Origin of the sequence: Pseudomonas syringae KCTC 12500, from assembly GCF_000507185.2 — a bacterium.
Classification (GTDB): domain Bacteria; phylum Pseudomonadota; class Gammaproteobacteria; order Pseudomonadales; family Pseudomonadaceae; genus Aquipseudomonas; species Aquipseudomonas syringae.
Genome location: NZ_AYTM02000002.1, coordinates 3,531,667 through 3,556,187, shown reverse-complemented (window position 1 = coordinate 3,556,187; position 24,521 = coordinate 3,531,667). Strand labels below are relative to the sequence as shown.

Annotated in this window: 22 protein-coding genes and 3 pseudogenes; 9 read left to right on the top strand and 16 right to left on the bottom strand. The window is 57.1% G+C overall.

Features of this window, described 5'->3' with window-relative positions; all coding sequences use genetic code 11:
• The first annotated feature begins 176 nt into the window (after positions 1 to 176).
• From V476_RS16175 to V476_RS16160, 4 genes are all read left to right on the top strand, one after another.
• Complete coding sequence (locus V476_RS16175; protein ID WP_003345986.1) at positions 177 to 626, top strand: DUF2384 domain-containing protein; 450 nt, start codon at positions 177 to 179, stop codon at positions 624 to 626.
• Positions 623 to 1,084, top strand: a complete 462-nt coding sequence (locus tag V476_RS16170; protein WP_003345984.1) for an RES family NAD+ phosphorylase — start codon at positions 623 to 625, stop codon at positions 1,082 to 1,084. The genes V476_RS16175 and V476_RS16170 overlap by 4 nt, the downstream gene beginning before the upstream one ends.
• 303 nt (positions 1,085 to 1,387) lie before the next feature.
• On the top strand, positions 1,388 to 3,424 hold the full coding sequence (locus V476_RS16165) for an S-type pyocin domain-containing protein (protein WP_024959444.1): 2,037 nt from the start codon (positions 1,388 to 1,390) through the stop codon (positions 3,422 to 3,424).
• Between the two features lies 1 nt (position 3,425).
• Positions 3,426 to 3,704 carry a hypothetical protein gene (locus tag V476_RS16160; RefSeq protein WP_024665474.1) on the top strand — a complete coding sequence of 93 codons (279 nt, stop codon included), beginning with the start codon at positions 3,426 to 3,428 and terminating at the stop codon, positions 3,702 to 3,704.
• Between the two features lie 82 nt (positions 3,705 to 3,786).
• Here the strand turns inward: V476_RS16160 and V476_RS27380 are convergent.
• The 7 genes and pseudogenes from V476_RS27380 to V476_RS16130 all read right to left on the bottom strand — a co-directional run.
• Positions 3,787 to 4,279, bottom strand: a pseudogene (locus V476_RS27380) (alginate O-acetyltransferase AlgX-related protein); the annotation flags it as partial.
• A gap of 91 nt (positions 4,280 to 4,370) precedes the next feature.
• Positions 4,371 to 5,582 (bottom strand): murein transglycosylase A, encoded by a 1,212-nt coding sequence (gene mltA, locus V476_RS16155; protein WP_032628881.1) that lies wholly within the window; start codon positions 5,580 to 5,582, stop codon positions 4,371 to 4,373.
• A gap of 79 nt (positions 5,583 to 5,661) precedes the next feature.
• The gene (locus tag V476_RS16150) at positions 5,662 to 6,918 is read right to left on the bottom strand and encodes a phospholipase D-like domain-containing protein (protein ID WP_024959442.1); all 1,257 of its coding nucleotides are present in this window, start codon (positions 6,916 to 6,918) and stop codon (positions 5,662 to 5,664) included.
• Positions 6,919 to 6,981: 63 nt separating this feature from the next.
• The gene (locus V476_RS16145) at positions 6,982 to 7,632 is read right to left on the bottom strand and encodes a MotA/TolQ/ExbB proton channel family protein (protein ID WP_024649231.1); all 651 of its coding nucleotides are present in this window, start codon (positions 7,630 to 7,632) and stop codon (positions 6,982 to 6,984) included.
• Positions 7,633 to 7,657: 25 nt separating this feature from the next.
• A complete protein-coding gene (locus tag V476_RS16140) occupies positions 7,658 to 9,940 on the bottom strand; it encodes a TonB-dependent receptor (RefSeq protein ID WP_024959441.1) in 2,283 nt (760 codons plus the stop codon).
• Positions 9,941 to 9,960: 20 nt separating this feature from the next.
• Entirely contained in the window at positions 9,961 to 10,725 is a 765-nt protein-coding gene (locus tag V476_RS16135; protein ID WP_024959440.1) for an energy transducer TonB family protein, read from the bottom strand.
• Between the two features lie 2 nt (positions 10,726 to 10,727).
• The gene (locus V476_RS16130) at positions 10,728 to 11,135 is read right to left on the bottom strand and encodes an ExbD/TolR family protein (RefSeq protein WP_003345964.1); all 408 of its coding nucleotides are present in this window, start codon (positions 11,133 to 11,135) and stop codon (positions 10,728 to 10,730) included.
• A gap of 201 nt (positions 11,136 to 11,336) precedes the next feature.
• On the opposite strand from V476_RS16130, the gene V476_RS16125 reads away from it, so the two are divergent.
• Entirely contained in the window at positions 11,337 to 11,900 is a 564-nt protein-coding gene (locus tag V476_RS16125; protein ID WP_024959439.1) for a GNAT family N-acetyltransferase, read from the top strand.
• Positions 11,897 to 13,468 carry an alkaline phosphatase D family protein gene (locus V476_RS16120; protein ID WP_024959438.1) on the top strand — a complete coding sequence of 524 codons (1,572 nt, stop codon included), beginning with the start codon at positions 11,897 to 11,899 and terminating at the stop codon, positions 13,466 to 13,468. The genes V476_RS16125 and V476_RS16120 overlap by 4 nt, the downstream gene beginning before the upstream one ends.
• A 27-nt stretch (positions 13,469 to 13,495) precedes the next feature.
• Here V476_RS16120 and V476_RS16115 read toward each other — a convergent pair whose 3' ends face one another.
• From V476_RS16115 to V476_RS29355, 8 genes and pseudogenes are all read right to left on the bottom strand, one after another.
• Entirely contained in the window at positions 13,496 to 14,572 is a 1,077-nt protein-coding gene (locus V476_RS16115; RefSeq protein ID WP_024959437.1) for a type VI immunity family protein, read from the bottom strand.
• Between the two features lie 46 nt (positions 14,573 to 14,618).
• Positions 14,619 to 15,698 (bottom strand): type VI immunity family protein, encoded by a 1,080-nt coding sequence (locus V476_RS16110; RefSeq protein WP_024959436.1) that lies wholly within the window; start codon positions 15,696 to 15,698, stop codon positions 14,619 to 14,621.
• A gap of 46 nt (positions 15,699 to 15,744) precedes the next feature.
• Positions 15,745 to 16,821, bottom strand: coding sequence for a type VI immunity family protein (locus tag V476_RS16105; protein WP_024959435.1), 1,077 nt, complete (start codon positions 16,819 to 16,821; stop codon positions 15,745 to 15,747).
• Positions 16,822 to 16,830: 9 nt separating this feature from the next.
• The gene (locus tag V476_RS16100) at positions 16,831 to 17,556 is read right to left on the bottom strand and encodes a VRR-NUC domain-containing protein (protein WP_024959434.1); all 726 of its coding nucleotides are present in this window, start codon (positions 17,554 to 17,556) and stop codon (positions 16,831 to 16,833) included.
• Positions 17,553 to 18,119: a PAAR domain-containing protein gene (locus V476_RS16095; RefSeq protein WP_024959433.1), complete on the bottom strand. Its 567-nt coding sequence runs from the start codon at positions 18,117 to 18,119 to the stop codon at positions 17,553 to 17,555. Before V476_RS16095 ends, V476_RS16100 begins: the two co-directional genes overlap by 4 nt.
• Complete coding sequence (locus V476_RS16090; protein ID WP_373365892.1) at positions 18,119 to 18,511, bottom strand: PAAR domain-containing protein; 393 nt, start codon at positions 18,509 to 18,511, stop codon at positions 18,119 to 18,121. The genes V476_RS16095 and V476_RS16090 overlap by 1 nt, the downstream gene beginning before the upstream one ends.
• 227 nt (positions 18,512 to 18,738) lie before the next feature.
• A pseudogene (locus V476_RS29360) lies at positions 18,739 to 19,173 on the bottom strand (methyl-accepting chemotaxis protein); the annotation flags it as partial.
• A 150-nt stretch (positions 19,174 to 19,323) separates the two neighbouring features.
• Positions 19,324 to 19,962: pseudogene (locus V476_RS29355) on the bottom strand (PAS domain-containing protein); the annotation flags it as partial.
• Between the two features lie 353 nt (positions 19,963 to 20,315).
• Between V476_RS29355 and V476_RS16080 the strand changes: the two are divergent.
• Entirely contained in the window at positions 20,316 to 21,275 is a 960-nt protein-coding gene (locus V476_RS16080; RefSeq protein WP_024959430.1) for a GDP-mannose 4,6-dehydratase, read from the top strand.
• A gap of 89 nt (positions 21,276 to 21,364) precedes the next feature.
• Here the strand turns inward: V476_RS16080 and gmd are convergent, their stop codons facing one another.
• Entirely contained in the window at positions 21,365 to 22,411 is a 1,047-nt protein-coding gene (gmd, locus tag V476_RS16075) for a GDP-mannose 4,6-dehydratase (RefSeq protein WP_024959429.1), read from the bottom strand.
• A 389-nt stretch (positions 22,412 to 22,800) separates the two neighbouring features.
• Here gmd and V476_RS16070 point away from each other — a divergent pair, with 389 nt between their 5' ends.
• Together V476_RS16070 and V476_RS16065 are read left to right on the top strand one after the other, a co-directional pair.
• Positions 22,801 to 23,994 (top strand): GGDEF domain-containing protein, encoded by a 1,194-nt coding sequence (locus tag V476_RS16070; RefSeq protein ID WP_024959428.1) that lies wholly within the window; start codon positions 22,801 to 22,803, stop codon positions 23,992 to 23,994.
• An 81-nt stretch (positions 23,995 to 24,075) separates the two neighbouring features.
• Positions 24,076 to 24,513, top strand: coding sequence for a GNAT family N-acetyltransferase (locus V476_RS16065; protein WP_024959427.1), 438 nt, complete (start codon positions 24,076 to 24,078; stop codon positions 24,511 to 24,513).
• The last annotated feature ends 8 nt before the right edge of the window (positions 24,514 to 24,521 follow it).

Sequence of the window (24,521 nt, the reverse complement as noted above, 5' to 3'; positions counted from 1 at the left end):
GCCTATAACGCGAGATCAGTAACATTCAAACTAAACCTATAGCCTAAGTCGGTGATTTTTGGAGTTTCTGTAGTTTTATTCGCTATCCGTTGCTGTAAATCACTGTCGCGACGTCGGAAACGTGCCTATTATCAAGTGATAGATTTAATAGTAATCACTCGATAGGCAGGTGTGCCATGTCTTTGCCCATAAGCGACTACCATCCGGCCGTGCCCCGGCAGGACGATTTCTGGCAACACCTGGGAATCCCTGCACGAGGTGCGCGGCTGTACTCGGCGCTGCATGACGGCTTGCCGTATGAAGTCTTCGAACGTCTGGCGCATTACACCGACCTGAACCGCTCGACCCTGGCCGAACATCTGGGCATCGCTCCGGCGACCTTGCAGCGACGCCTCAAGGTACGCCGCTTCAATGCCGAGGAAAGCGATCGGCTGTTCCGCCTGGCGGCGGTGTACAAGGCGACGCTGGACCTGTTCGAAAACGACGCCGAAGCGACTCGTCTGTGGCTGGCCAACCCGGTCTACGGGCTGGGCAATCGCAGGCCGCTGGAAATGCTCGCGACCTCGGCCGAGGCTCAGGCAGTGCTTGACCTGATCGGCCGCCTGGAGCACGGGGTCGTGGCGTGATAGCGGTCTATCGACTGGTCAAGCGCAAATGGCTGGCGCAGGCCTTCGACGGTGAAGGCGCCAAGCTCTACGGCGGCCGCTGGAACAGCAAGGGCAACGCCTGCGTGTACTGCGCGGGCAGCGAGTCACTGGCCCTGCTGGAAGTGCTGGTGCACCTGAACAACGCCACTGTGGCTCAGCACTACACGATGCTTGAACTGCAGATTGCCGAGGAGCACGTCCTCAATGCACGCCCGGACACCCTGCCCCGCGACTGGCGCGAAGAGCCCGCGCCACCGGCAACCGCCTCGTTCGGCGACGACTGGCTGGCCTCCGCTCAGAGCCTGGCGCTGGCGGTGCCCAGCGTGATCATCCCGCGCGAGTCCAACTACCTGCTCAACGTCCAGCACCCGGAATTCAGGGCGGTTGTGGCAACTGCCAAAGAGCTGGAGTTTGTGGTCGATCCGCGTTTGGGGTGAGTTGGCTGAACGGTTAGCTCGATTATGGGGGGCTCTTGCTGTCCCATGGGTTCAAAGCAACGTACGCCGCGACCAATGCATTCAGCACCAGAAGTAACGCCTTAACACTGCGATGGATTACAAAACCGGCAACACTACGTGCGGCCGCTGACCAGTCCTACACCAGCATGCGTTTCAATTGCGTGCCTGAAAGCCTGAACAAAAAAACAACTACCTATACCTATGTACCGCACTTCGCGACTATTAATACTACCTAATATCAAGGAGATATTATTCGGCGATTTAAACCTTAAGGATAAGCACATGCCGCAAAACGTCATTACTCTTCCACCCACAATCGTAACACCTGGCCAGCCGTTGCCCAGGCCATCAGGCCCGCTGTCAGGAGCCGGAGTAATCGCCAGACCGCTGCGATGGGACGGCACTATTCCTGCAAACCATGAGATGGATGCATTCTTCAGTAAAAGGGGTATAAGAAACGAGCAGTACACGATATCCATTATCGTGACGGCCTCTTCAACACAGCAAAATATCCATCAGTCTTACATAGACTTTTTGCCCCTCCTTCCGGCTGACGTTGACGCGGAAATTTCTGCCGGCGTAGGAGATTACCCCTTCTCTGAGTTAGAAAAGTCTACGATTGAAAAAAACGTGGTGGACAGCCTGATTTCACAGCGCGCTGCTGAGTTAGCCAACAGCAAAGAAGGCGCTCATGCTTTCTTTGGCAGGCATGCATTGGCGGTAGATATTAAAAAAAACGCTGTGGATTTTTTAAATATCTTTCAAACAAGAAGAGACCTGGGCTCTCCCCTTGACGTTTATAAAAGCTGGGAAGCCTCAGTTACAGCAGCCTACAGAGCAAAAATTCTTGAAGAGAAAATCAGGATTCTCACAGAGAGGTCTGTATCACTGAGCCATACTATTGCTGCAGCGCAGGCCAGGGAGGACGCACGTATCGCGGCAGAAACCGAGTCGACGAGGCTTGCCGTTGAAGCTGCAGAGCACGCTCGACTTGCTGCCGAAACCGCTGAACAAGCCCGAGTTGCAGTGGAGGCTGAAGCCAAGCGAGTAGCGGATGAGCAGGCTCTTCTTGCTGCCGAAGCAGAAGCTCGCCGAGTAGCTGCCGAAGCGGCTGAACAAGCTCGTATGGAGGCAGAGACGCAGGCCCAGCGTGACGCTGACGAGCACGCGCGCGTGACGGCAGAAGCTCAAGCGCTAGAAGCGGGCAAGACGCTCAGGCTCCCGGAAGCTGGTACACCGCAGTTGGGTGCAGTTGTAGGAGTCATTTCCGTTACAGCAGGATCCGGTCTCTTTCTGGACGCTACCATTCAAGCCGCTATCGAAATATTAACGGCTCTCGCAGGCACGGCTGTCAGCTCTACCACAGCCGTAGGCATCGGCACGTTGCTGTACTCCCCTTCGCTTGGCAATGGAGAGTTAACGGAAAGAATGCTGGACCTTCCGGCCAGAGTTCTGATGCCTGATCTGCCCGACGCCTTGAATGACGTGGCGGCAACGGGTGGAACGGTCGATATGCCCTATAGAATTTACGGCGATCAGTCGAAGTATTCAGTCGTGGCAACACAAGCCGAAGGCGGATTTTCTCCCAAGGTGCCTGTGAGGGCTCTGATACTGGACCCAGTGGCCAACGCCTACACCTTTACCACTTCGGACACCCCGCCCATCACCTTGACGTTTCCAATCGCAGCACCTGGAAACAGCTCAACGACGACGGTGGCGCAACCAGTCGAAACTCCGGCGTACGCTGGAATTACACTGGAGCCTATCGAGGTGAAGGCCGAACCTTTACCCGGCACCAGCCAGATGGATATTCGGGACGCCATTTACGTTTATCCGTTAAATTCGGGTCTGCCTCCGGTCTATGTGGTGTTCAACAGCCCCTATGAAGGGGCAACAACCAAAGGAGAGCATAGCGGTCGAATGTACGATCCTGAAAAAGCGGGCGGCCCCACCCAAAACCTTGACTGGACAACCGCCTCAGTCACTCAGGACGGCATTGATCTCGTTAAGCTGCACACAGGCCGATTCGGCTCATCAGATGCGAATACTATAATGATTGATCGTCTGGAAAAAATTTTGCGCGGCGAGTTAGCCGTGACGGATACTGATAAAAGATTTTACACCCACGAGCTCAGGGAATTAGAACGTTACAGGGCACTGGGGGTGGCTGATGGCGTGCAAGGTAACGTATGGAATAACGCTCATACGGCAGCCCTTGAGGATTATAGAATTAACGAAAATCGTGATTTTCTTTACACCGAAGCGGCTCAATCGGCTGGTGACAAACAAGATCATGCTGACGCATTGGGAGGCCAATGAAATGACCCACATCAGAGACATTATCATTAACGAAACCGTGGCAGATGTATTGGCAGTCCTGGCTCTAACTACGTCCCAACCACGGATAGACAGACTGTACACCACTTATAAATTTGAGGCACTTCAGTCCGGTGAGCTTTGGGGAACTTACACCCGACTTTTCCGTGAGGGCATTCTGGCTTTAGATGCAAATGGTCGCACGTCTAAAGGACCCAACTGGAAGGAGCCCGCTTTCATCGCTGAAAAAAATATTCTTTTGAATAAAAGTTACACTATCTAAAGAACGCCCGGCTTCAGCCGGGCGTTATTCCATCTGAGACTTGATAATCGTAACCCTGTCTCGAACAGGGTATGCCCGAGGTTTATTTTACAGTTACATCTAACTTGTCGATCCTCCCATAAATGGTCTGCAGATCCCGCTCGGGAATTTCCCATATGAGCAGTTTGGGCGGCGTCTGGCGGAAGGCCGGGTTGTCAAAGTAAAGGTTGGCAACGTTGCCAAGAGCTCGCCGCAGTCCTTGGCAACGTTGCCAATCGGGGCGCCGAGTGCGCGCTGTAGAAACCCGACAAAACCCGAATTGCGCGAGAACGACGTGCCGATCAGCGCGACGTTGGGCAGCTTGCTGTCTCCGTCGATTCATTGGCAAGCTCGGTGATCTGCGTGGCGGCCACGCTTTACGGCGCAGGTTGTAATGACGACGGCAACCAGTCGAGTCCGCCGGGGCACTCGGCAATGGGTAACGTCTAAATCTGGAATTGACGCTGTGAAGTGGCCTGAATGCCGGCTTTTTTCACCTGCAAACCGATGGCTCTGGCGGCGCTGTTGGCAGCACTCTCGCCCCATTGCATTTCGCTATCTCAGGCGTATTTGGAAGGAAAACGAGGGCATGAAGAAGATAGCTACCTATACATCGAGCAGGAAGGTAGCTATCGAGGTGAAGGGATTTCAGTGACTAGCGGCAGCCGAGGTTGTTGCAGGAACTGTTTCTGCGGACTGAGGCAACGGCATGCCCTTGGGCCATAACAGCCAGATATTACCTTTCTGCTTCATGTCGCCAGCCAGCTTGCCCGCCTCGTCGCCGGTCCCCCAGAACAGGTCGGCGCGTACTTCACCGGCAATCGCACCGCCCGTGTCCTGGGCAGCGACCGGACGCACCACGCTGCTGCCATCCGGCCGCGTGGTGGAGAGCCAGAGCAGACTGCCCAGCGGAATCACCTTGCGATCGATGGCCACGCTGTAGCCGGGGGTCAGCGGCACATTCAGCGAGCCGCGCGGGCCTTCGTTGCTGTCGGGGTTACGGGCAAAAAACACGTAGCTGGGATTGCTCGCCAGCAGCTCGCTGATCCGCTCCGGATGCGCCTTGGCCCAGGCCGCGATGCTGCCCATGGTCACGTCTTCCTTCTTCAACTGCCCCTGCTCTACCAGCCAGCGACCAATCGCGCGATACGGACGACCGTTCTGATCGGCATAGCCCAGACGCAGCTGCGAGCCATCCTCCAGACTCACGCGACCGGAGCCCTGAATCTGCAGGAACTGCAGATCCATCGGGTCGGTCAGCCAGGCAATCACCGGCGCGTTCAAGCCTTGCGCGCTGATCGTCGCAGCGTCGTCGTAAGGCTTGAGCACACGCCCCTCAAGCCGACCGCGCAGACGCTTGCCTTTGAGCTCGGGGTAAATGCTGTCCAGATTGACCACGATCAGATCGTCCGGAATGCCATACACCGGCACATTGGCCGTGGCGGTCTGCGTCAGGCTGCCCGGATAAACAGGCTCGTAGTAGCCGGTGATCAAACCATCGGCACTGCCCCCGTCGGCGCGCAGGCTGTAGACCTGCAGCTGCTCCTGCAAAAAGGTGCGGATCTGCGCAGCATCAGGCGCAGCCGCAAGACTCGCAGCCGCCGCACACGTTGGCCCCCACACCGCATCAGATTTCAAACGCACACACGCACTGCGCCAAGAGGCAAAACCGGCCTGCAAATCCGCGTCGGACACCGCAGGCAGCGCGTCCCAGCCAGCCTGGCTATACGTGGTGTGCGGCGGCGCAGACGGCGTCACCGGCTTGTCAGATTTGTCGGACTTGTCACACGCGGTCAGTAACGCAGCCAGTGGCAAAACCAGCGCCAGGCCCCGCAACCATGGCTTGAAAGAGAGCATCATCAGTAGCACCAATCCGTTTACAGCCCGCAGCAGGCTGGTGGGTGAAAGGCGTCATTGTGGCTGAAGCGGGCAGAGGGGCCTAGTGGTCAGGTGCATTCGGCTTACCCGGATGCGGTTCCGGGTAGTCGCGATTGATGTCGATGGGCTTGGCGTACGGCCCATCCCAAAGCTGCTCGTGCAGTTGGCCGATGCGTTTGGCCATCGAGCCGTCGTGCATCACCACTTCCAGATTGCGCGAGTTGTCGAGGTAGCCGCCCAGCCAGTTGCTGGTGCCTACCCAGGCAACCTGATCATCAATATCCATGGTCTTGCTGTGGATCACGCGTGCATAGGGGATAAAACCCTGAGCCGCCATCGGCAATGTGACGATGCGCACCTGCACGTTGGGCACCAGGGCCAGACTCTTGAGGTAGGCGACTTCGGGCATACCGGTGTTCCAGTCGGACACCATGAGTTTGATCGACACGCCGCGGGCGGCTGCGCTGCGCAGGGCATTATCGATGACCGCATAGTAAGGCCGGGTTTTGTCGGGCCCGTAGGACAGGGGCGCGTAGTCCAGCAACTGGACACGAACCTCGCTTTTGGCTTGCGCCAGCAACCGGGGCAGTTCGGTCTGGGAGTCGACGACCCCCGGCGGGTTATAGCGCTGCGGACTGGCGATCAGGTAATTGCCGTTGGGCAAAGTGCTATCGACGGGGCGCGGTACAGGAACCGGTTTGCCCTCGGTAATGGCGGCCTGGGCAAGCCAGTCCTGATCGAATATGGCCTGCGTCTGGCGTACGACGGTCGGCTCGTCAATGCGCAGGCCGGTTTCATGGATATGCTCCAGCGAGCGCCAATCGAAGTTCTGACTGCCGATGAACGCCTGTCGTCCATCCACGACCAGGAATTTGGCGTGAATGATGCCGCTGCCCGTGAGCTTTGCGTAGGGCAGTACGCGCAAGGTGAGGTTGGGGATGGCGCGCAGTCGCTCAAGGGTCTGCGGGTCGGAAAGTTTCAGGCCTTTTTCTTCCAGCAGAAAACGGATTTTCACTCTGCGCTGCCCGGCTGCCGTCAGGCTTTCAAGCACCTTGTCCATGACCGAGCCTGCGTGGTCGGCGACATAGAACTGTTCGATGTCGATACGCTGGCGAGCCCCGTCAAACAGCTCGCGCCAGACCTCGCCGGGCGCTCGCAGGTCAGGCGTCTGCAGGTCAGACCCGACCGGCACGGTGTGTACCAGTTCGAAACCCGGGATGGCGAAGTCTGCTTGCGCGCACGAACTGCCCAGCAGTAACGCTGCGATCACGGCGCGGGAGCTCAGGGACAATCGACGATACGAAGGGTAAAAGGGCATTGCGAGCCTCATCGCCAGACACAGACAAGATGGCGCATGCCAGAGCACGCGCCGTTCAGTGGATCAGGCCGTCCGGTATTTCGGTTGGGCCGACGCAACCGGATGCTCGGCCTCGTCATGCACACGTGCTCCGCTGGAAGCGCGGATCAGCAGGATCTTGAGTTGGTCATTGATGCGTTCCAGGCTGTCCTGAAAGTAGTTGTGAAAGACCACGCAGAACAAGGCGATGGCAATACCCAGCCCGGTCGCGAACAGCGCTGTACCGATACCGGCGGAAATCTGCCCGGGGTCGGACACCCCGGCACTGGCCAGGGCCTTGAAGGTATCGATGATGCCCAGAATCGTCCCCAACAAGCCCAACAGTGGCGCAGCGGTGGTGATGGTTTCGATCAGCCAGAGGCTGCGGGCCAGCGGTGCGCGAGTGCTCAGGTACTGGGTTTCGATGACGTCATCCAGATCCCTGCGCGAGCCCTGCGCATTTTTTTGCGCAAGCACCGGCAGGACCATTTCCAGTGGCAGGCTGGTCCGCCGTGTCAGCGTCTCCGGCAGATCCTTTTCACTGTGTACCGAAGCACCGAGTGCCGTTTGCAGCGCCCGCGACTGGCGACGCACGTAGGCGAAGTAGATGCCTCGTTCGATCGCGACAAAGATCGCTATCGCGATGGCGGCGTACATCACATAGAACGTGATGTCGTGGAGCTGATTCATGTCCATGGCAGGGACCTCTGGTCAATGAAGATTAGAAATTGGCTTCAAGAGAAACGGTGACCGTACGCTCGACCCCGACGATGTAGGCCGGGTCGCCATCGCGGAAACCGCTGTAAGTGCCCGCGTTGGTTTTGGTGGTGTACACGCCGTCCAGGTATTCCTTGTCGAACAGGTTGTCGACGTTCAGACGCAAGGTGGCGTCCTTGACGATTTTCTTGTCCACCGGCAGGTAGATCCCTGCGCCCAGATTGAAGATGGTGCGCCCCGGAATGCTTTCGTCGTTGGTCAGGTCGCCATACAGCTTGCTGGTGAGCTTGGCGCCAAAGGTCCCGTAATAACTGCCGTCGTCGTAGCCGATGTTGGCGGCCAGCATGTTCTTCGGCACGTTGGTAAATTGCTTGCCACTGGTGGGCAACTCGATGGCGGCGCCGTTATTGAAGACGGTCAGGTCATCTTTCTGTTTGGCGCGGGTATAGGTGTACGAGGTGTAGTAATTGAAATGGTGCGGCAGCAGGCCACTCCATTCCAGTTCCAGACCGCTGTTGTCGACTGCACCGGCGTTGATGTCGGCAAAGTCGCCATTGACGTCTTTTGATGACACCTGACGGTCTTTGAACTGCAGGTAGAACAGCGTGGCCGCCAGCGTCATGTCCTGTTCGGTGTAGCGCCAGCCCAGTTCGTGGTTCCAGCTGGTTTCCGGCTTGCTGTCGATGGAGCCGGTGCCCGGGTCATACAGAACGTAGTTCTGCGGCACGCGCATGTTGCGTGACAGGCTGTAGAACAACTGGTCGCGCTCATCCAGCTGGTATTTGAGGCCGACGTTCGGCAACAGCTTGTTGTAGGTCTGGTCCCGTTTTTCCGGCCGCTCGGTCAGGCTGCCGTGGTTGGTGCCTTCGCGTTCGACGTTCATGAAGGCCAGGCCGCCGACCAGCGTCCAGTCCGGGGCGAAATACCAGGTGTCCTGAGCCCAGACTTTTTGTGCAGGCGTCACGGTATAGCGGTCACGGCCCTGGATCTCATTGCCGTTGGCATCGACCATGTAGTCCGAATCCGGCTGGATGCTTTCAGGCTTACCATTGCTCTTCAGGCGGATGAAGGGCTGAGTCTGCGACTGACGCGCGCGTTCATACCAGTAGCCGACCTGTACGCTGTGTTCGTCGTTGACGTCCCAGTTCAACTTGGTGGTGATCCCCGGACGCCAGGTCTGGGTGCGCGAAGGACGGTAATACACGCCAGTGGTCGATGACCCGTCTGCGTTATAAGCCGCCGCCGTCGGCAGGTTGCTCAGGTCGAATACGCCGTTCTGATTCGAGCCGCGGTTGAGCGCATAGGAAGAACTGTTCACGCCGCTGCCGTTACCCCAGAAATAATAGGGGATGACGGAAAGAGACAGGTTGTCGGCCAGTTTGAATTGGGTATTGAGCACGCCGGTGAACGTCTGGAACGGGTTCTGCGCCAGCTCGTAGTAGCTGGACAATTTACCGTTGCTGCCCAGCGCTGGCGTCGAAGGATAAGGGTCAAACTTGCGCCCGTTCTGCTGGAACTGACTCTTGGTGAGCTGGCTGTAACTGTTGTTGTCCTGTTCGTGGTACTTGAGGATCAGGTTGGCGGTATTGCCCGAGCCCATGTCGAAGAAGCTGTTCCACTCCACCTTGTCGGCACGCACCGCGCCATCGCCGCGCCATTTCTGACCTTCGGTGTGAGACATCGACAGCCAGTTGCTCAGCCCGTTGATTTCTCCGGTGTTGAGTCGCGCGAAGGTCTTGTAAGTGCCGTTGCTGCCCGCCACCTGCTTGACGAATGCGCCGGTTTCCTTGGTGGGCCGGATGGTGACGATACCGATGTTGCCACCGCTGGAACCGATATGCGGGCCGTCACTTTCGGCAGAGCCTTGCGTCACGAAAATCTGATCGATGTTTTCCGGGTCCCCCAGCAGGTTGGAGTACAGCGCGTAGTTGCCGGAGTCGTTGATCGGCATCCCGTCTACCGACATGCCGACCTGATCGGAGTTGAGCCCGCGCATGGTGAACTTGAAACCGGAAAGACCGGTGGCGTCTTCGCTGGAGATGTTCAGGCCCGGTGTGTACTTGAGCTTGTCGATCGCATTCCCGGTTGCCGTCTGCTTATCGAGCGCTTCTTTGGTGACAGTGGAACGCGCCTTGATGCTCTCCTCCTGCACCATATAGCCACCGCCAACCGTCGCCCTGCCTTGCACGCCAATGGTGCCGACATCACTGGCACTCGTGTCGGCCATAACCATGCCGTGACTCATGCCCGCGGCGACCAACGCAAGGTGAATTCTGGAAAACTTCATCACTTTGTTCCTTGTCAGTGCTATTGCACGCTGTAGTTGAAGGTGGCGGTGAAGCGCTGTTCGTTGCGTCCACCAAAGGCTTGCTCGGGAAATGGCTTGACCTGCTTGATGCGTCGCAGGCTGTTGGCGGCTGCGCGGTTGAGCAGCATGCTGGAGGCCTGGGTCTGAATGCCGGAGTCCAGCACTCGCCCCTGGCGGTCGACCAATAACCACACCACAACCTCGCCACTCGGGCGCTCCAGTGAGGCCTGACGGCCGGTCGGGTATTGTTTGTAACCGTCCAGTTCGCTGCGCAGCCCTTTGAGGTAGCCACCTTCCATACCCTGGGTGTCGACCTTCGGCGTTGCGGGTGGCGCAGGCGGTGACGGCGGCGCAACCGGGGCGCTGGCGATCGGCTTGCTGGGTGCCTGAACCGGCTCGGCGGGTTTTGCCACTGCCGGTTTGGGCAAGGGTTTAGGCCGTGGTTCTGGCTTGATCTCCGGCTTGGGTTTTGGCTTGGGAGCGGGCTTGGGCGGCGGTGGTGGTGGCGCCGGCTCGGCTTCTTCGCTTTCGACTACAGGCGGCGGAGGTGGCGGCTCGTCAGGTTGTACCGCAGGCGCCTCGGGCTGCACGACGGGCTCGGGCGCGGGCTGCTCGGGCTCGATCAGCGCCAGCTCCACGGCCGACTCGTCGTAGACCGGCTCCATTTTCAGCGGACGCGTCTGCACACCGATCACGATTGCGATAAGCGCCACCAGCGCGGGCAAGCCTCCCAGCCACTGACGTACACGAAACAGGAAATACATGGTCAGGATTTGCGCGTGGCGATGGAGACCGACGTGAAACCACCCAGACGCAGGGTGTCCATGATCTCGACCAGACGGGCGACTTCCACGCCTTTGTCACTGTTAACGATGATCGTGGTTTTGCTGTCGGGTTTTTCCAGCGCCTTCAAGGCAGGCACCAGGGCATCGACCGTGGTCGCCTTGCCGTCGAGCTGTAATTCGCCGTTGAGCCCCAGCGTCAGGATCGATTTGTTCTGCGGCTTGAGCTGCTGTGAACTGCTGGCACTCGGCAACTGGGTTTTCATACCCAACGCCGGAATCACGTTCAGGCTTACCAATACGAAAAAAACCAGCAGGAACATCATCACGTCGATCATGGGGATCAGTTCGATGTGCGCCTTGCGCTTTTTAGGTTCGTCCCACGTTCTCATGCCAGCCTCTCGCTTTCTTGTTAGAGGCCGAGAATCTAGCAACCGAACATGACCGATCGGCTGGTTTTACAAGACCGATACATGACCGTTACATGGCGGTTACCTGTACATCTCATGGCACTTAAATGATTCTTCAGGCCGTCACGGAAATGCCATAACAACGCGCCAGCGTTTGAGCATTCAACCCGACGGAAAATACGGATGAGCCACCCGCTGCCCATTATCAGAACCTCGCGTCTGCTGCTCGCCGCGTTGCAGCCTGAACAGGCGCTTACCTTGTCACGCCTGGCCGACGAGCCGACCATTGCGGCCACGACCGCGGCACTGCCCAGCCCCTACACCCTTGAGCATGCGCAGGTATTCATCGCACAGACCCACGACCAATACGCCGCCGGTCAGACGGTGAGCCTCGGGGTTCACATCCAGGCAACCGGAGAGTTGACCGGGATCGTCTCGCTGCGCCTTTCGATATCGCATAGCAGCGGCCATCTGGGTTACTGGACAGGAACGCGATACCAAAATCAGGGTTATGCCTGCGAAGCGGCTAAAGGCTTGCTGAGGCATGGCTTCACGGACATGAACCTCAACCGCATCGCCGGCCAGTGCTTCAGCGACAACCCGGCCAGCGCCAGGGTCCTGGAGAAGTGCGGGTTATCGTATGAGGGCTGCACCAGAGAGGCATTTCTGAAAAACGGTGTGTTCAAAAACATGCTGCTGTTCAGCCTGTTGCGCTCGGAATACGCATCGTCAGAGGCCACGTCATGACAGATTTCAACCCCGACCGTCGACGCATCATCACCGGAGTGGCCGGTGCAACATTGCTGTCGATCCTCAGCCCGTTTGCGCGCAGCGCGGGGGTCGATTATCCATTCACGCTCGGCGTGGCATCTGGGGATCCGTTGCCGGACGGCTTCGTGATATGGACACGTCTGGCGCCCAAGGTGATGACGCCCTCGGGCGATGGCGGGCTGAGCAAACCCGCTGAGGTGCGCTGGAAGATCGCCAGCGATGCGGCCATGGTTCACGTAGTCCGCACAGGACAGGCCACCGCCCACCCGCGCCTTGCCCATTCGGTGCATGTCGAAGTGAGCGGCTTGCAGCCTGGGCGTCCTTATTGGTATCAGTTCGAGAGCCTGGGGGCGCAAAGCGCTGTCGGGCAGGCCTGCACGGCACCGCTGGCCAGCGCCATGGTCTCGGCGCGGTTCGGCTTCGTGTCGTGCTCGCACTGGGAGGCCGGGTACTTCAGCGCCTATCGACACCTGGCGGCGGAGCGCCCGGACCTGGTGTTCTTCCTTGGCGACTACATCTATGAGATGAACGTGTCCGCGGAAAACCCTCGGTTCCCGCGTCACCACGCTACACCTGACCCCATGGACCTGGCGGGCTATCGCAATCGATACGCGCAGTACAAGACCGATCCCGACCTGCAAGCGCTGCATGCCTGTGCGCCGAGCGTCGCCACCTGGGACGACCACGAAGTGCAAAATGACTACGCCGCCCAGTGGTCACAGGACCCCAACGTGCCGGTGGACAGTTTCCTGCGCCGCAGGACCGCCGCTTATCAGGCCTTTTACGAACATATGCCGTTGCGCGCCAGCAGCCTGCCCAAAGGACAGGAAATGCGTATTTACCGCAACCTCGACTATGGGCGTCTGGCACGTTTTCACGTGCTGGACGGTCGACAGTACCGTTCCGAGCAACCCTGCATCCAGGCCAACGGCAGCCGTCGAGGTCATGTCGCGCCCAGCGACTGCCCGGATCTGCGTGACCCGAAACGCACCATGCTCGGTTGGGAACAGGAAGCCTGGCTGGACCGCAGCTTCGCCGAGTCTCCCGGACAGTGGAATGTCATTGCCCAGGATTTGCTGGTCGCGCCACTGGAACAGCGCGATCTCAAGACACAGGCGCAGGGCCACTGGACCGACGGCTGGGACGGCTACATGACCACCCGCGAGCGCGTGCTGGCCTCCCTGCAACGCCACCAGACTCGCAACCCGGTGTTCTGGGGTGGCGATATCCATTCGTTCTGGACCACCGACCTGCACGCCGACGCGGGCAATCCGGATTCAGCCATCGTCGCCACCGAATTCGTCGGCACTTCGGTAACCTCCAGCGGGCCACCGTTCGAAGCCTTCAACAGCATTCTTGGCCTCAACCCACACGTGAAGTTCTTCGACAGCCGTCAACGCGGTTATGTGGCAGTGGACCTGAGCGAGCAGCACATGCAGACCCGCTTTCAAGTGGTGTCGGATGTGCTGGATCCTGCGGCGAGCGTGTCGACGCTCAAGGGTTTTGTGGTGGAGGCTGGCAAAGCGGGGGCTGTTGCCGGGTAATCGCTCGCTTACCCGTTGCGCAAAATGTCACATACGATTAGGCAACGTGGTGGCTTTGGTCAGCCTTGGCTCATCAAGCAATCTGGCTTTGTAAGCCATCAGCTCATCCTCTTCGATATCGAAGCGTTTGAGCCATTGCTCGGCTGCCCAGCCGACGATGCGTGGTTCGCCGTCCCTGGAGGCGTAGTGCAGGCTGAACTTTGGGGAACGAATTTCTTTGAATAATCTGTTCGGCAATACCAATCGTGCGGGCTTTGGTTGATCGGTCGGCGCGGCTTCAGGTGTAGGCCCGGACTGGATCACCAGCCCTGAGCCGTAGTCATAGACCGCAAACCAGTCCATCGGCAGTTCGGCCTGAATTTCACCTATCCCACCTATTTTTTCTACCAGCTCATGGTTCAAGGCCGTCAGCCATGAGACGGTTTTGATGCCTTTGTGGGCATGAGTAGACCCGGCAACAGGATGACCCACATCAAGCCCGTGTAGCTTTTCGGCCAGAAAAGCCTCGTAAGGCTGATTGTCACTCATGCGCACGGCAGACAGCACCAGGCCATGACCGCCATAGCCATGAATAGCCTTCAAGCGCTGTGCAAAACTCACGAACATCGCTTGAAAAGCAGCCGGATGTTCTTCGACGTAAAGCAACGGCATGCTGAAGCGCATAGCTGAAGTGCCGCGCACGATCATTTTCGCCTCCCAGCCGCGCATGCCGAAAACCTTGAACTCCCAGTCACCGGCGTCATGAGCCTGCTTACCGCTGATGTAGGTAAAGCTGACCAAGTCGTCCTCATGCATGCGTTTCATCATGGTCCGCATTGCCGGAGCTTTGGAGTAGGCAAACTTGTCCGGCCCCTCTGGTGGCTCCTCACGCCACAACCAGGTCAGGTGTTCCTTGGCGAGGGCTTCATATTCGTCGAAGCATAAACAGATAGCCTCGCGCACTTCAGGCAGATGAGCGTCATTGAAGAACAACGTACCGGTGATCGCAGGCACACTGCCGATGTAATCTTGCGGCCCTTGTTTGGTCAACAACCCTCCTGGGACACGCATCTTCTCGGGATGTTCGCGCATCAACTGAACCGGATCGGACAGAAGATCAATCATATCGAGTCCTTGCCGTCCTGCACCAAGAGATAATGAGCAGGTGACATCACAAGCGATCCGGCAAAGTGGTGGCTTTAGTCAACTTCGGCTCATCAAGTAGTCTGGCTTTGTAAGCCATCAGCTCATCCTCTTCGATATCGAAGCGTTTGAGCCATTGCTCGGCAGACCAGCCGGTGATGCGCGGTTCGCCAACACTGGAGTTACGATGCAAACTACCTATCTGCGGCATCCTGACATTTTTAAACATCATGTTTGGGAGAACCAATCGAGCAGGCTTCGGCTGATCAATGGGCGCTGCTTGAGGTTTTGGCCCAGCCTGAATGACCAATCCCGAGCCATAGTCATAAAGCGCGAACCAGTCTATAGGTAGCTCGGCTTGTATTTCATCTACCCCGCCCACTTTTTCAATCATTTTGTAGTTGAGCGCAGTAAGCCAGGATACGGTCTTTATACCGCTTGCGGCCGCTCGGCAAATATCAATTGGTCCTCCAACATCGAGTCCATTTAATCGCTCCGAGAGATACGCCTCAAAGGGCTCGTTGTTGTCGCTACGCACTAGAGAGAGAACAAGCCCAAGTCCGCCGTAGCCGTGAACAGCTTTTAATCTTGCGGCGAAGCTCACAAACATAGCCTGAAAAGAAGTTGGGTTATTTTCGACGTGGAGCATCGGCATACTGAAACGTAGAGAGCATAGCCCCCAAGTTCCCATCCTAGCTTTCCAGCCACGCAGTCCATAGACTTGAAACTCCCAATCGCCAGCGTCGTGTGGTTGCTCGCCGCTGGTATAACCAAAACTGAAAAGATCGTTTTCAGTCATGCGCTTCACCATATCGCGCATAGGTTTGGCCTTGGCCTTGGCTATCTTATTCGGTCCCTCAGGTGGCTCTTCGCGCCACAGCCAACTTAGATGTTCCTTGGCGAGGGCCTCATATTCGTCGAAGCATGAACAGATGGCCTCGCGTACTTCAGGCAGGTGAGCATCATTGAAGAACAACGTACCGGTGATCGCAGGCACGCTGCCGATGTAATCTTGCGGCCCTTGTTTGGTCAGCAACCCTCCAGGGACACGCATCTTTTCGGGATGCTCGCGCATCAACTGAATCGGGTCGGACAGAAGATCAATCATATCGAGCCCTTGCCGTCGTGCACCAAGTAATAAGGTGCAAGTGACATCACAAGCGATCCGGCAACGTAGTGGCCTTGGTCAGCCTGGGCTCATCTAACAGTCTGGCTTTATAAGCCATCAGCTCATCCTCTTCGATATCGAAGCGTTTGAGCCATTGCTCGGCTGCCCAGCCGATGATGCGTGGCTCGCCATTCTTGGAAGCATTGTGCAGACGGACCTTTGGTGCACGAATGCTCTTTAATAGTCGGTTCGGCAGCACTAGACGGGCAGGCTTTGGCTGGTCGGTCGGCGCAGCTTCAGGTATCGGCCCGGATTGGATGACCAGCCCTAAGCCGTAGTCATAGAGCGCAAACCAGTCCATCGGCAGTTCGGCCTGAATCTCACCTATCCCGCCTACTTTTTCTACCAGTTCATGGTTCAAGGCCGTCAGCCATGAGACGGTTTTAATACCCTTGTTGGCTGCATCGGATGCACCAAGTGGTCGCCCTACATCCAAGCCATTTAACTTATCCGCAAGCATTGCTTCGAAAGGCTGGTTGTCGCTCACGCGTACTGCAGACAATACGAGCCCATGACCACCGTAGCCATGGATAGCCTTCAAGCGTCTGGCAAAACTTACGAACATCGCTTGAAAAGCGATTGGGTTCTCTTCGACGTACAGTAATGGAACACTGAAGCGCAAAACGGATGCGCCCCAACTACCCATCTTCGCTTCCCAGCCACGAAGCCCAGAAATATAAAACTCCCAGTCACCAGCGTCATGAGCTTGTTTTCCGCTGGTGTAACAGAACGCCATCAGATCGTTCTCTTTCATGCGCTTCACCATTGTGCGCATGGACGGCGCCTTGGCATAAGCGAATTTGTCTGGCCCCTCTGGCGGCTCCTCGCGCCACAGCCAGGTCATGTGCTCCTTGGCGAGGGCCTCATATTCGTCAAAACATGAACAGATGGCCTCACGCACTTCAGGCAGGTGAGCGTCATTGAAAAATAACGTGCCGGTGATCGCGGGCACGCTACCGACATAGTCTTGCGAACCTTGCTTGGTCAGCAGCCCTCCAGGGACACGCATTTTTTCCGGATGCTCCCGCATCAGCTGAATAGGGTCGAACGGTAAGTCGGTCATATCAAGTCCTTAAAGCGCAGGCACCATTCCGGGCGGCGGACGCTTGGTCAGCAGCATGTACAAGATACCGGCAAGCAACGCTGCCGGGCCGAGTTGCTCAACAGGTATTTTGGAAGAGTTGGGCTCAGATTGATTACAGTCACAGTCCCCCGGCCCCATCTCAACCAGCTTGGTTTCGTCACCAGCTATCCTTATGTAAGCCAACTCCTGCCTTTCATCCATCTTGTCCGGCGGAAACTTTATCTCCACAACCTGCTTGATGTTGTCCTGCGTTGGAGGCTTGGTCGGATCGTTGACGATCACCACGTCAGGCCGGCGAACCATGCCTTCACCGGCGGTGAATGGCGGTCGCCGGGAGCCCTGATCATCCGGCGCATCCCACCATTTTTTTATCCAGCCGGGCAGCCAGTCGTGCCCCTTGGTTTCCACGTTCCGGTCCATGATCGGCGCTGGCGGTTGTCGGGTCATGTCGTAGTTGACCTCCGGCTTGTAAGGGCTGCGGTGCTGGAGGATACCGTCGAGCGCTTTGAGCTGTCCGGAGACGCAGGACTGTTTGAGCGAGCGTCCATCCTTGCCGATGCCGGGCGTGCTTTTGCATTTGCAAATTGCCGAACACAGTACTTTCTTGTCAGCGAAGTCCAGTTCGGGCTTGCTGAGCTTCACCGGCGTGGTGCTGCCCTCTGGGGACATTCCACCATTGGCCAACGGCGCACCGGGCTTTATGGGCTCGCTCATGATTGGCCGGGTTCATCAATGAGGTCAAACGCCAGCGCTTCGTCGGTGTCGCGTTCGACCCATTGGGTGAAACCTTCGTCATCGGTGCTGCCGGTCAGGTACTGGCCGTCGGACGAGCGCACGCGCACTGGCTGACCGGCGATGGGCTTGCCAGTCGCTGCATCCAGCACTTGAAAGCGACCGCGAAAGATCTTCGCGGATGAATCCAGCGGCTCATCCTGATAACCCGCCATCAGGCCGGGACTGATGCGGCCAAATCCATCGATCAAGCCGCCCTGGACACCCGACGCCGCGCCGCTGGAAGGATAGGTCATGGTGCTGACCTGGCTGGAATAGAGCATCGCGCCACAGGTAGTCCGGCAGCCGTGATAGGCAATGGCTTTACCGTCTTCGATCAGGCTGGGGTCGCCCTCGGCGATCGGGAACACGCCTTTACAACGCGGGCACGTCACCATGTCGCCTATACGCGCGCACCCCTTGCCATCAATCAACATAGTGGCGGCGCCTGATACAACGACGCCACCGTGGGAAGTCATATCGCCAATCACTATAAGGGGCAGCATCAGTATGCTCCCGTTGGCGAAACAGGATCGTGCAGGCCTGGAGCCGCCGACTCGTCGGCATACTCCACGACGACCATACCGCTGTGATCGGGACCGGTGATGACGTCGCCATTTTCAAAAACGCTACCGACCAAAGCGACTTGATGACCTTCATGGTGCATTGCAGGGCCAACACCAGACACAATGCGTGACTGGCTGCCATCGGGGTAATGCGCAAGGTCTCCCACCAGCGCCACGCGCCCGCCCGTCGTGTGCATGTTGCTGGTGGCGACGATGCGGCCACCACGTTGCGTGGTAGAGCTTTCGCTTGCGACCGGAAAGCGCTTTTTAACGGGTTTGATCGCGACTTTCGCTATGTACTCGTCGGCCAGGCGTTTTCCATCGATTTCCATGCCGTTCATGGTTGCTCCCTGCAGTTATGGTCTGTGCAGGGGATTTTGCCAAGCAAACAGGCATCACGCCAGCGGTTTGGCGTCAGATGAGAACGTGTCGTGCTGAGCGAAATAACTGTAGGAAAATCCCGACACAACGGAAAAGGCTTTTCCGCCGGGTGGAGAAAAAGCCTTTTCGTCCATTCAATACGCAACCATTGAAATGAAGTCTCGGTGCTCAGAGGGCGCTACTTCAACTGATTGGCAAACCGCCCCACGGCACCCACCACCTGTTTGGCCCCCTCCTGAATCTCGACGATCACCGCACCGGCCTCGTTGGCCAGTACCAGTCCCTGTTCCGCCTGGGTGCGGCTGTTGGCCATACCGCGTACCGCCTCATCGGCCAGCGCCTGGTTTTGCTGCACGACGCTGACGATTTCTTCGGTTGCGGCACTTGTGCGGCCTGCCAGTTGGCGGACTTCGTCAGCCACCACGGCAAAGCCCCGGCCCTGCTCACCGGCACGTGCGGCCTCGATGGCCGCGTTGAGTGCCAGCAGGTTGGTTTGCTGGGCAATGCCACCAATGGTCTGCACGATGGAATTGATCAGCAATGACTGTTTGCCCAGCGCTTCAATGCCCGAGGAGGCCGTCTGCATTTCTTCGGAAATCTTGCGCATGGTCTGGACAGTGTTTTGCACCACGTCCGCGCCGCGCTGGGCGCTGACGTCGGTCTGTTGGGAGATTTCAAACGCTACGCTGGCGGCCTGACTGACTTCTTCTTCGCGGGCCACCTGGTCGGTCACCATAGTGGCGAACTTGACCACTTTGTAGAGCCTGCCATGAGCATCGTGGACCGGGTTGTAGGTTGCTTCCAGCCAGACCTCACGCCCGTTGCTATCGATACGCTTGAAGCGTCCGGCCACGAACTCGCCACGGTTAAGCATCGCCCAGAATTCCCGGTACGACGCTTGAGAGGTTTCTGCCGGATCACAGAATATACTGTGATGCTTACCCTTGATCTGCGCCAGGCTGTAACCCATGCCGCGCAGGAACTGATCGTTGGCAGTCAGTACCTGGCCGCTCAGGTTGAACTCGATCACGGCGGTGGAGCGCAACAATGCCTGAATAAACGCAGAGTTCTCGGCAGCCGTTTCGACGATCTGGGTGATGTCCGATCCGTAGCATTGCAACGTCATCAGCCTGCCCTGCTCATCCAGCACCGGCTGCCAGAGGGCGCGAATCCAAACCAGCCTGCCGTCTGCATGCAGAAAACGGTACCTGTCGATGACCGACTCACCCTTCTGCACCGCCACTTTGAGACTGCGGTAGCAATCAAGCTGTTTGACGTAAGTGGGCACCAAGTGGTCCAGGTCCTTACCCAGCAATTGCTCGAGCGAGTAGCCAAGCGTATTGAGAAAGTTCTCGTTGGCGTGGACGATGTGGTGGTTGGCGTCCAGAGTCAGACAGACCATTTGCGCATCCATCCCTTTCTGCATCTGCCGGTACATGGATAACTCGGCCTTTTGTGCCTGTAATTCCTTTTTCAAGCGAGCGTTGAACATGACGGCACCCATAGTGAGGTTTGTACGTATATATCGACACAAGCGTAGACGAAATTAAGGCATTTCGTCTGATGGTGGCAGATTGGGTTGGTGTATGTTGTCCCCAGCGCCTGCGGTGCTTTAAATGCAAAATTCTTGAATTTACCAGCCTGCTGAAGGGCGCCTCTAAAGCGAAACAAAGGGCATGCGCAGAGGGTCAGACAGATCGACCCACCATTGCTAAACTCACTTACTTGCAGCACGCGCCACGAGGAGGCCACACGATGCAACGCATTCTGATCACTGGTGCAAACGGTTTCGTCGGGCAGATGCTGTGTCGAAAGCTACAGCAGGCAGGACATCATGTAGCTGCATTGGTGAGCCCTGGGTCTCCGAGGTCCAGTCATGCTGCCGAATCGCTGCATTGTGACATTCGCGATGCTTCTGGCTTAGAACAGGCAGTATCCCAATCAAACCCCACTCATGTTGTCCATTTGGCCGCAATCACTCACGTACCCGCCAGTTTCGAGGACCCGTTGACGACATGGCAAACCAATGTCATGGGAAGCATGAACCTTCTGCAGGCACTACAACGCCAGAATCCACAGGCATTTGTGCTGTTTGTGAGCTCATCGGAGGTTTATGGCGAGGCGTTCAAGCAGGGTATTGCCCTCGACGAAAACAGCATATGCAGGCCGATGAACCCGTATGCCGCCAGCAAACTCGCTGCTGAAACGGCCTTCCACGAGAACTTTCGTCGCGGACAGAGAGGTATCGTCGTACGCCCTTTCAATCATATTGGTGCAGGGCAATCAGCTGACTTCGCAACGGCCTCATTTGCTCGTCAGATAGCCTTGATAGAATCAGGCAGGCAGGCACCACAGTTGAAAGTTGGCAACCTGCAAGCAGAGCGAGACTTTCTCGATGTAAGTGATGTGTGCGATGCGTATATCGCCCTGTTGAAAATGGCCGACACGCGCCAAGCTCATCCTCGTTGTATGAATATTTGCCGTGGCGAGCCCATGCGTATGGAGGCCATACTTACTCAACTCACGGCACTGAGCTCAAGCACGATAGAGGTTGTCAACGATCCAGACCGAATGCGGCCGTCCGACATACCCAGCGCGTTCGGCGATAACTCCGCTATCCGCACAGTGACTGACTGGGAGCCCACGACGAAGCTGCAGGATACGCTCGCAACGCTTTTGAATTACTGGCGCGATGAGGTAGCTGAAATGGTTTGAGTCATAACGCCGCAGTGCAAACGGCGTTGTGATCATTAGCACCTGAGGCTCACGTCGGACAGTCAAGTCCGATAGTAGGAAAGGGTTGCTCAAAACGATGTCCCTTGCCGATTACGCTTCAAATCTGCGTCCACCATCAAACGACAGAGTTGTTCAAGACTAGTACTTGCTTCCCAACCAAGCACCCGCTTGGCTTTTTCAGGATTGCCAATTAGCAACTCGACTTCAGAGGGGCGGTAGAACTTGGGATTGACCTGAACGAGTGTCTCGCCCGTCGCCACATTGATACCCCGCTCGTTCTCCGCGCTGCCTTTCCATTCCAGATCTATGTCGACAGCCTTGAACGCCATGGCCACAAAGTCACGAACCGTTTCGGATCTGTGGGTCGCCAGTACAAATGAGTCGGGCTCGTCGGCTTGCAACATGCGCCACATGCCTTCCACGTACTCTTTGGCAAACCCCCAGTCACGCTTGGCATCCAGATTGCCTAACTCCAGAAGTTGCGACATACCCAGTGAAATACGTGCTGCAGAATCAGTTATTTTGCGGGTGACGAACTCTTTGCCGCGCAGCGGAGACTCATGGTTGAACAAAATGCCGCTGGCACCAAAAATCCCGTAGGACTCCCGATAGTTGACCGTCATCCAGTGCGCATAAAGCTTGGCGACGCCATAAGGGCTGCGCGGATAGAACGACGTGCTTTCGACCTGTGGAACTTCTTGTACCTTGCCGAACATTTCGGAGGTCGACGCCTGATAAAAACGTATCTTGGGGTTTACGATGCGTATCGCTTCGAGCAGGTTGACTGCACCCAAGCCGGTAATTTCGGCAGTCGTTATCGGTTGATCGAAGGAAACACCGACAAAACTTTGCGCCGCCAGGTTGTAAATCTGAGTGGGTTCGGCTTTTTGCAACAAGCGGATGCTGGCACTCAAATCAGTCAGGTCATGTTCAACCAGGTGCAGATTCGGATGGCTGGCTACGCCAAGCTCTTCGAGACGCCAGAAATTGACCGAACTGGTACGGCGATAGGTGCCGTAAACCTTATGACCTTTCTCCAGTAGAAGTTGAGTCAGATACGCGCCGTCCTGGCCAGTGATACCTGTGATCATTACAGAGTCTTGAGGTGTATTCATAAATAGGAGCTCGGTCTGGGTTCGCTTGGCTTCATTTATTATGCCGAGATAAATTCATGAATCCCGGCGCGGTCGCTTCGAAAGCAGCCCACATTGTTTGAGTCGAAGCATAGGACCACTATAGATGGGGATCTGAAGTGCAAGCAGTCATTTTTCAGATACGTCTGCATCGCGCAGCTGACGGCCGATGTTGCATCGAGAAACTCACCATCGTCCTGCACGATAGCCAGGACGTCGGTGACCAAAGGTACAGGACACCGGTTGAAGCCTTATGCTTACGGGCAGCGGCCACCACCGGTCGACTTTGGGCTGGTCACACGATACATTGATAGCACTAAGACATCATCCGTGATGTCCTATGTTTCTCGATGTTAATGTCCCGGTGTCACATGCTCGTTTCTGCCCTTGAACGTCCCAGCCTTGAAGATGCGCAACTCCTTGCCGAGGTCGAGCAGACGATCACTTCAGGTGTCGGCTCGTTGCGCTTCAGCCGTGTTCTTGAGAAACGCTACCAGGAAGAAACCCGGCTGCCGCGGCGCGAATTCCTGACGGCTGTAGGGATTGGCGGCTGTCTGATCTACAACCTGTTCCTGATCAGCGACTGGCTGATACTGCGGGATGTATTTTTCTATGTAGCCGTGGGCCGTCTGTGCCTGATAACGCCGATGTTTATCGCGCTGTTGATGCTGGCCCAACGGGTTTCCACGCGATGGGCGTTGGAAACCATCGCTGCATTCGCCACGGTAGCGTGCTCGCTCATGCCACTGCTGGTGATGATTCACAGCAACAGCCCTTATCAAATCTTTTATCAACTCGGCATGCTGTTGATCATGGTCTACTGCACCATGATCCAGCAATTGCCGTTGCGCCATGCCGCTGTCGCCATGTCCTGCATGCTGATCATCCAGTTGGCGACTACCTACATTGCCAGCTTCGCCGACTTTGTGATCTGGCAGGCCAACGCTGTGTTGTTCGTCTCGACCGTGGCATTGCTGCTGATGGCCTCCTACTTTCTGGAGCGGGCAGGCCGTATGAGCTACCTGTTTGCGCTTCGCGGACGCCTGCTTCAAGTGCAACTGATGGAGTTCGCGCGTACCGATGGGTTGACCCGGCTGTTCAACCGACGCTACCAGGACGAAGTGATGACCTCCGTCTGGGAACACGCTCGTAATACGCCGGCGAACGTAGCCATCATCCTGTTGGACATCGACCACTTCAAATCCTACAACGACAACTACGGGCATCCGCAAGGGGATACCTGCCTCAGATTGCTCTGTCAGAAAGTCCAGCAAAGCGCGCATGAGCATGGTGCTGTGGCGTTCCGGTTCGGCGGCGAAGAGGTGCTGGTGTTGATGATCGGCAATCCCCTGCAGGCCAGAGAAGTAGCCGAGGCCCTGCAGACCTCGGTTGCCGAACTCAAGTTGCCGCACCCGGTGCTCGGCGAAAACGCGCTGGTCACCGTCAGCCTCGGTGTGGCGTGTGCGACAGCGCCTATGACCAGTGCCGAGAACCTGATTGGCGCGGCTGACAATGCCCTCTATGCAGCCAAGCGTGCCGGACGTAATTGCGTGTGCTCCGCGTGAAATGACATCCCGCAGGATCCTGCTTTACGCCATGCCCCTGCCACTTTAATCTCGGTGCACACCCAGGCTGGGAGCCATCGCATGAGCGTTCACATTGACGTCAATACCAACCCTACGGAAGAGGATCGTCTGGCGATTCTGGAACCACTGAAACGTTTCAACGCCGAGCAGGCGGGCGACGGCAAGTCCGAGAAAGTGGCGATGTTCATTCGCGATGATCAAACCCGGGAAGTACTCGGCGGGCTGCACGCTCGCATTTTTTATGAGTGGCTGTTCATCGAGCTGCTGGTCGTGCCGGAACAAGCCCGTGGGCAAGGCATGGGCTCGCGTTTGATGCAGATGGCCGAGGATCTGGCGGTTGAAAAGGGCTGCACGGGAATCTGGCTGGATACCTTCGACTTCCAGGCCCCCGATTTCTATCGCCGCCACGGTTACACCGAGTTTGGCCAGATTGAAGACTATCCGTCCGGCAACAAGCGCTTCTTTTTTCAGAAGCGCCTGCCGAACACAACGGCCTGAGCCGTGCG

Coding starts and splice junctions, on each gene's coding strand:
- V476_RS16175 (WP_003345986.1), top strand. CDS start 177: ATGTCTTTGCCCATAAGCGACTACCATCCGGCCGTGCCCCGGCAGGAC.
- V476_RS16165 (WP_024959444.1), top strand. CDS start 1,388: ATGCCGCAAAACGTCATTACTCTTCCACCCACAATCGTAACACCTGGC.
- V476_RS16160 (WP_024665474.1), top strand. CDS start 3,426: ATGACCCACATCAGAGACATTATCATTAACGAAACCGTGGCAGATGTA.
- mltA (WP_032628881.1), bottom strand. CDS start 5,582: ATGATGCTCTCTTTCAAGCCATGGTTGCGGGGCCTGGCGCTGGTTTTG.
- V476_RS16150 (WP_024959442.1), bottom strand. CDS start 6,918: ATGCCCTTTTACCCTTCGTATCGTCGATTGTCCCTGAGCTCCCGCGCC.
- V476_RS16145 (WP_024649231.1), bottom strand. CDS start 7,632: ATGGACATGAATCAGCTCCACGACATCACGTTCTATGTGATGTACGCC.
- V476_RS16140 (WP_024959441.1), bottom strand. CDS start 9,940: ATGAAGTTTTCCAGAATTCACCTTGCGTTGGTCGCCGCGGGCATGAGT.
- V476_RS16135 (WP_024959440.1), bottom strand. CDS start 10,725: ATGTATTTCCTGTTTCGTGTACGTCAGTGGCTGGGAGGCTTGCCCGCG.
- V476_RS16130 (WP_003345964.1), bottom strand. CDS start 11,135: ATGAGAACGTGGGACGAACCTAAAAAGCGCAAGGCGCACATCGAACTG.
- V476_RS16125 (WP_024959439.1), top strand. CDS start 11,337: ATGAGCCACCCGCTGCCCATTATCAGAACCTCGCGTCTGCTGCTCGCC.
- V476_RS16120 (WP_024959438.1), top strand. CDS start 11,897: ATGACAGATTTCAACCCCGACCGTCGACGCATCATCACCGGAGTGGCC.
- V476_RS16115 (WP_024959437.1), bottom strand. CDS start 14,572: ATGATTGATCTTCTGTCCGATCCGGTTCAGTTGATGCGCGAACATCCC.
- V476_RS16110 (WP_024959436.1), bottom strand. CDS start 15,698: ATGATTGATCTTCTGTCCGACCCGATTCAGTTGATGCGCGAGCATCCC.
- V476_RS16105 (WP_024959435.1), bottom strand. CDS start 16,821: ATGACCGACTTACCGTTCGACCCTATTCAGCTGATGCGGGAGCATCCG.
- V476_RS16100 (WP_024959434.1), bottom strand. CDS start 17,556: ATGAGCGAGCCCATAAAGCCCGGTGCGCCGTTGGCCAATGGTGGAATG.
- V476_RS16095 (WP_024959433.1), bottom strand. CDS start 18,119: ATGCTGCCCCTTATAGTGATTGGCGATATGACTTCCCACGGTGGCGTC.
- V476_RS16090 (WP_373365892.1), bottom strand. CDS start 18,511: ATGGAAATCGATGGAAAACGCCTGGCCGACGAGTACATAGCGAAAGTC.
- V476_RS16080 (WP_024959430.1), top strand. CDS start 20,316: ATGCAACGCATTCTGATCACTGGTGCAAACGGTTTCGTCGGGCAGATG.
- gmd (WP_024959429.1), bottom strand. CDS start 22,411: ATGAATACACCTCAAGACTCTGTAATGATCACAGGTATCACTGGCCAG.
- V476_RS16070 (WP_024959428.1), top strand. CDS start 22,801: ATGCTCGTTTCTGCCCTTGAACGTCCCAGCCTTGAAGATGCGCAACTC.
- V476_RS16065 (WP_024959427.1), top strand. CDS start 24,076: ATGAGCGTTCACATTGACGTCAATACCAACCCTACGGAAGAGGATCGT.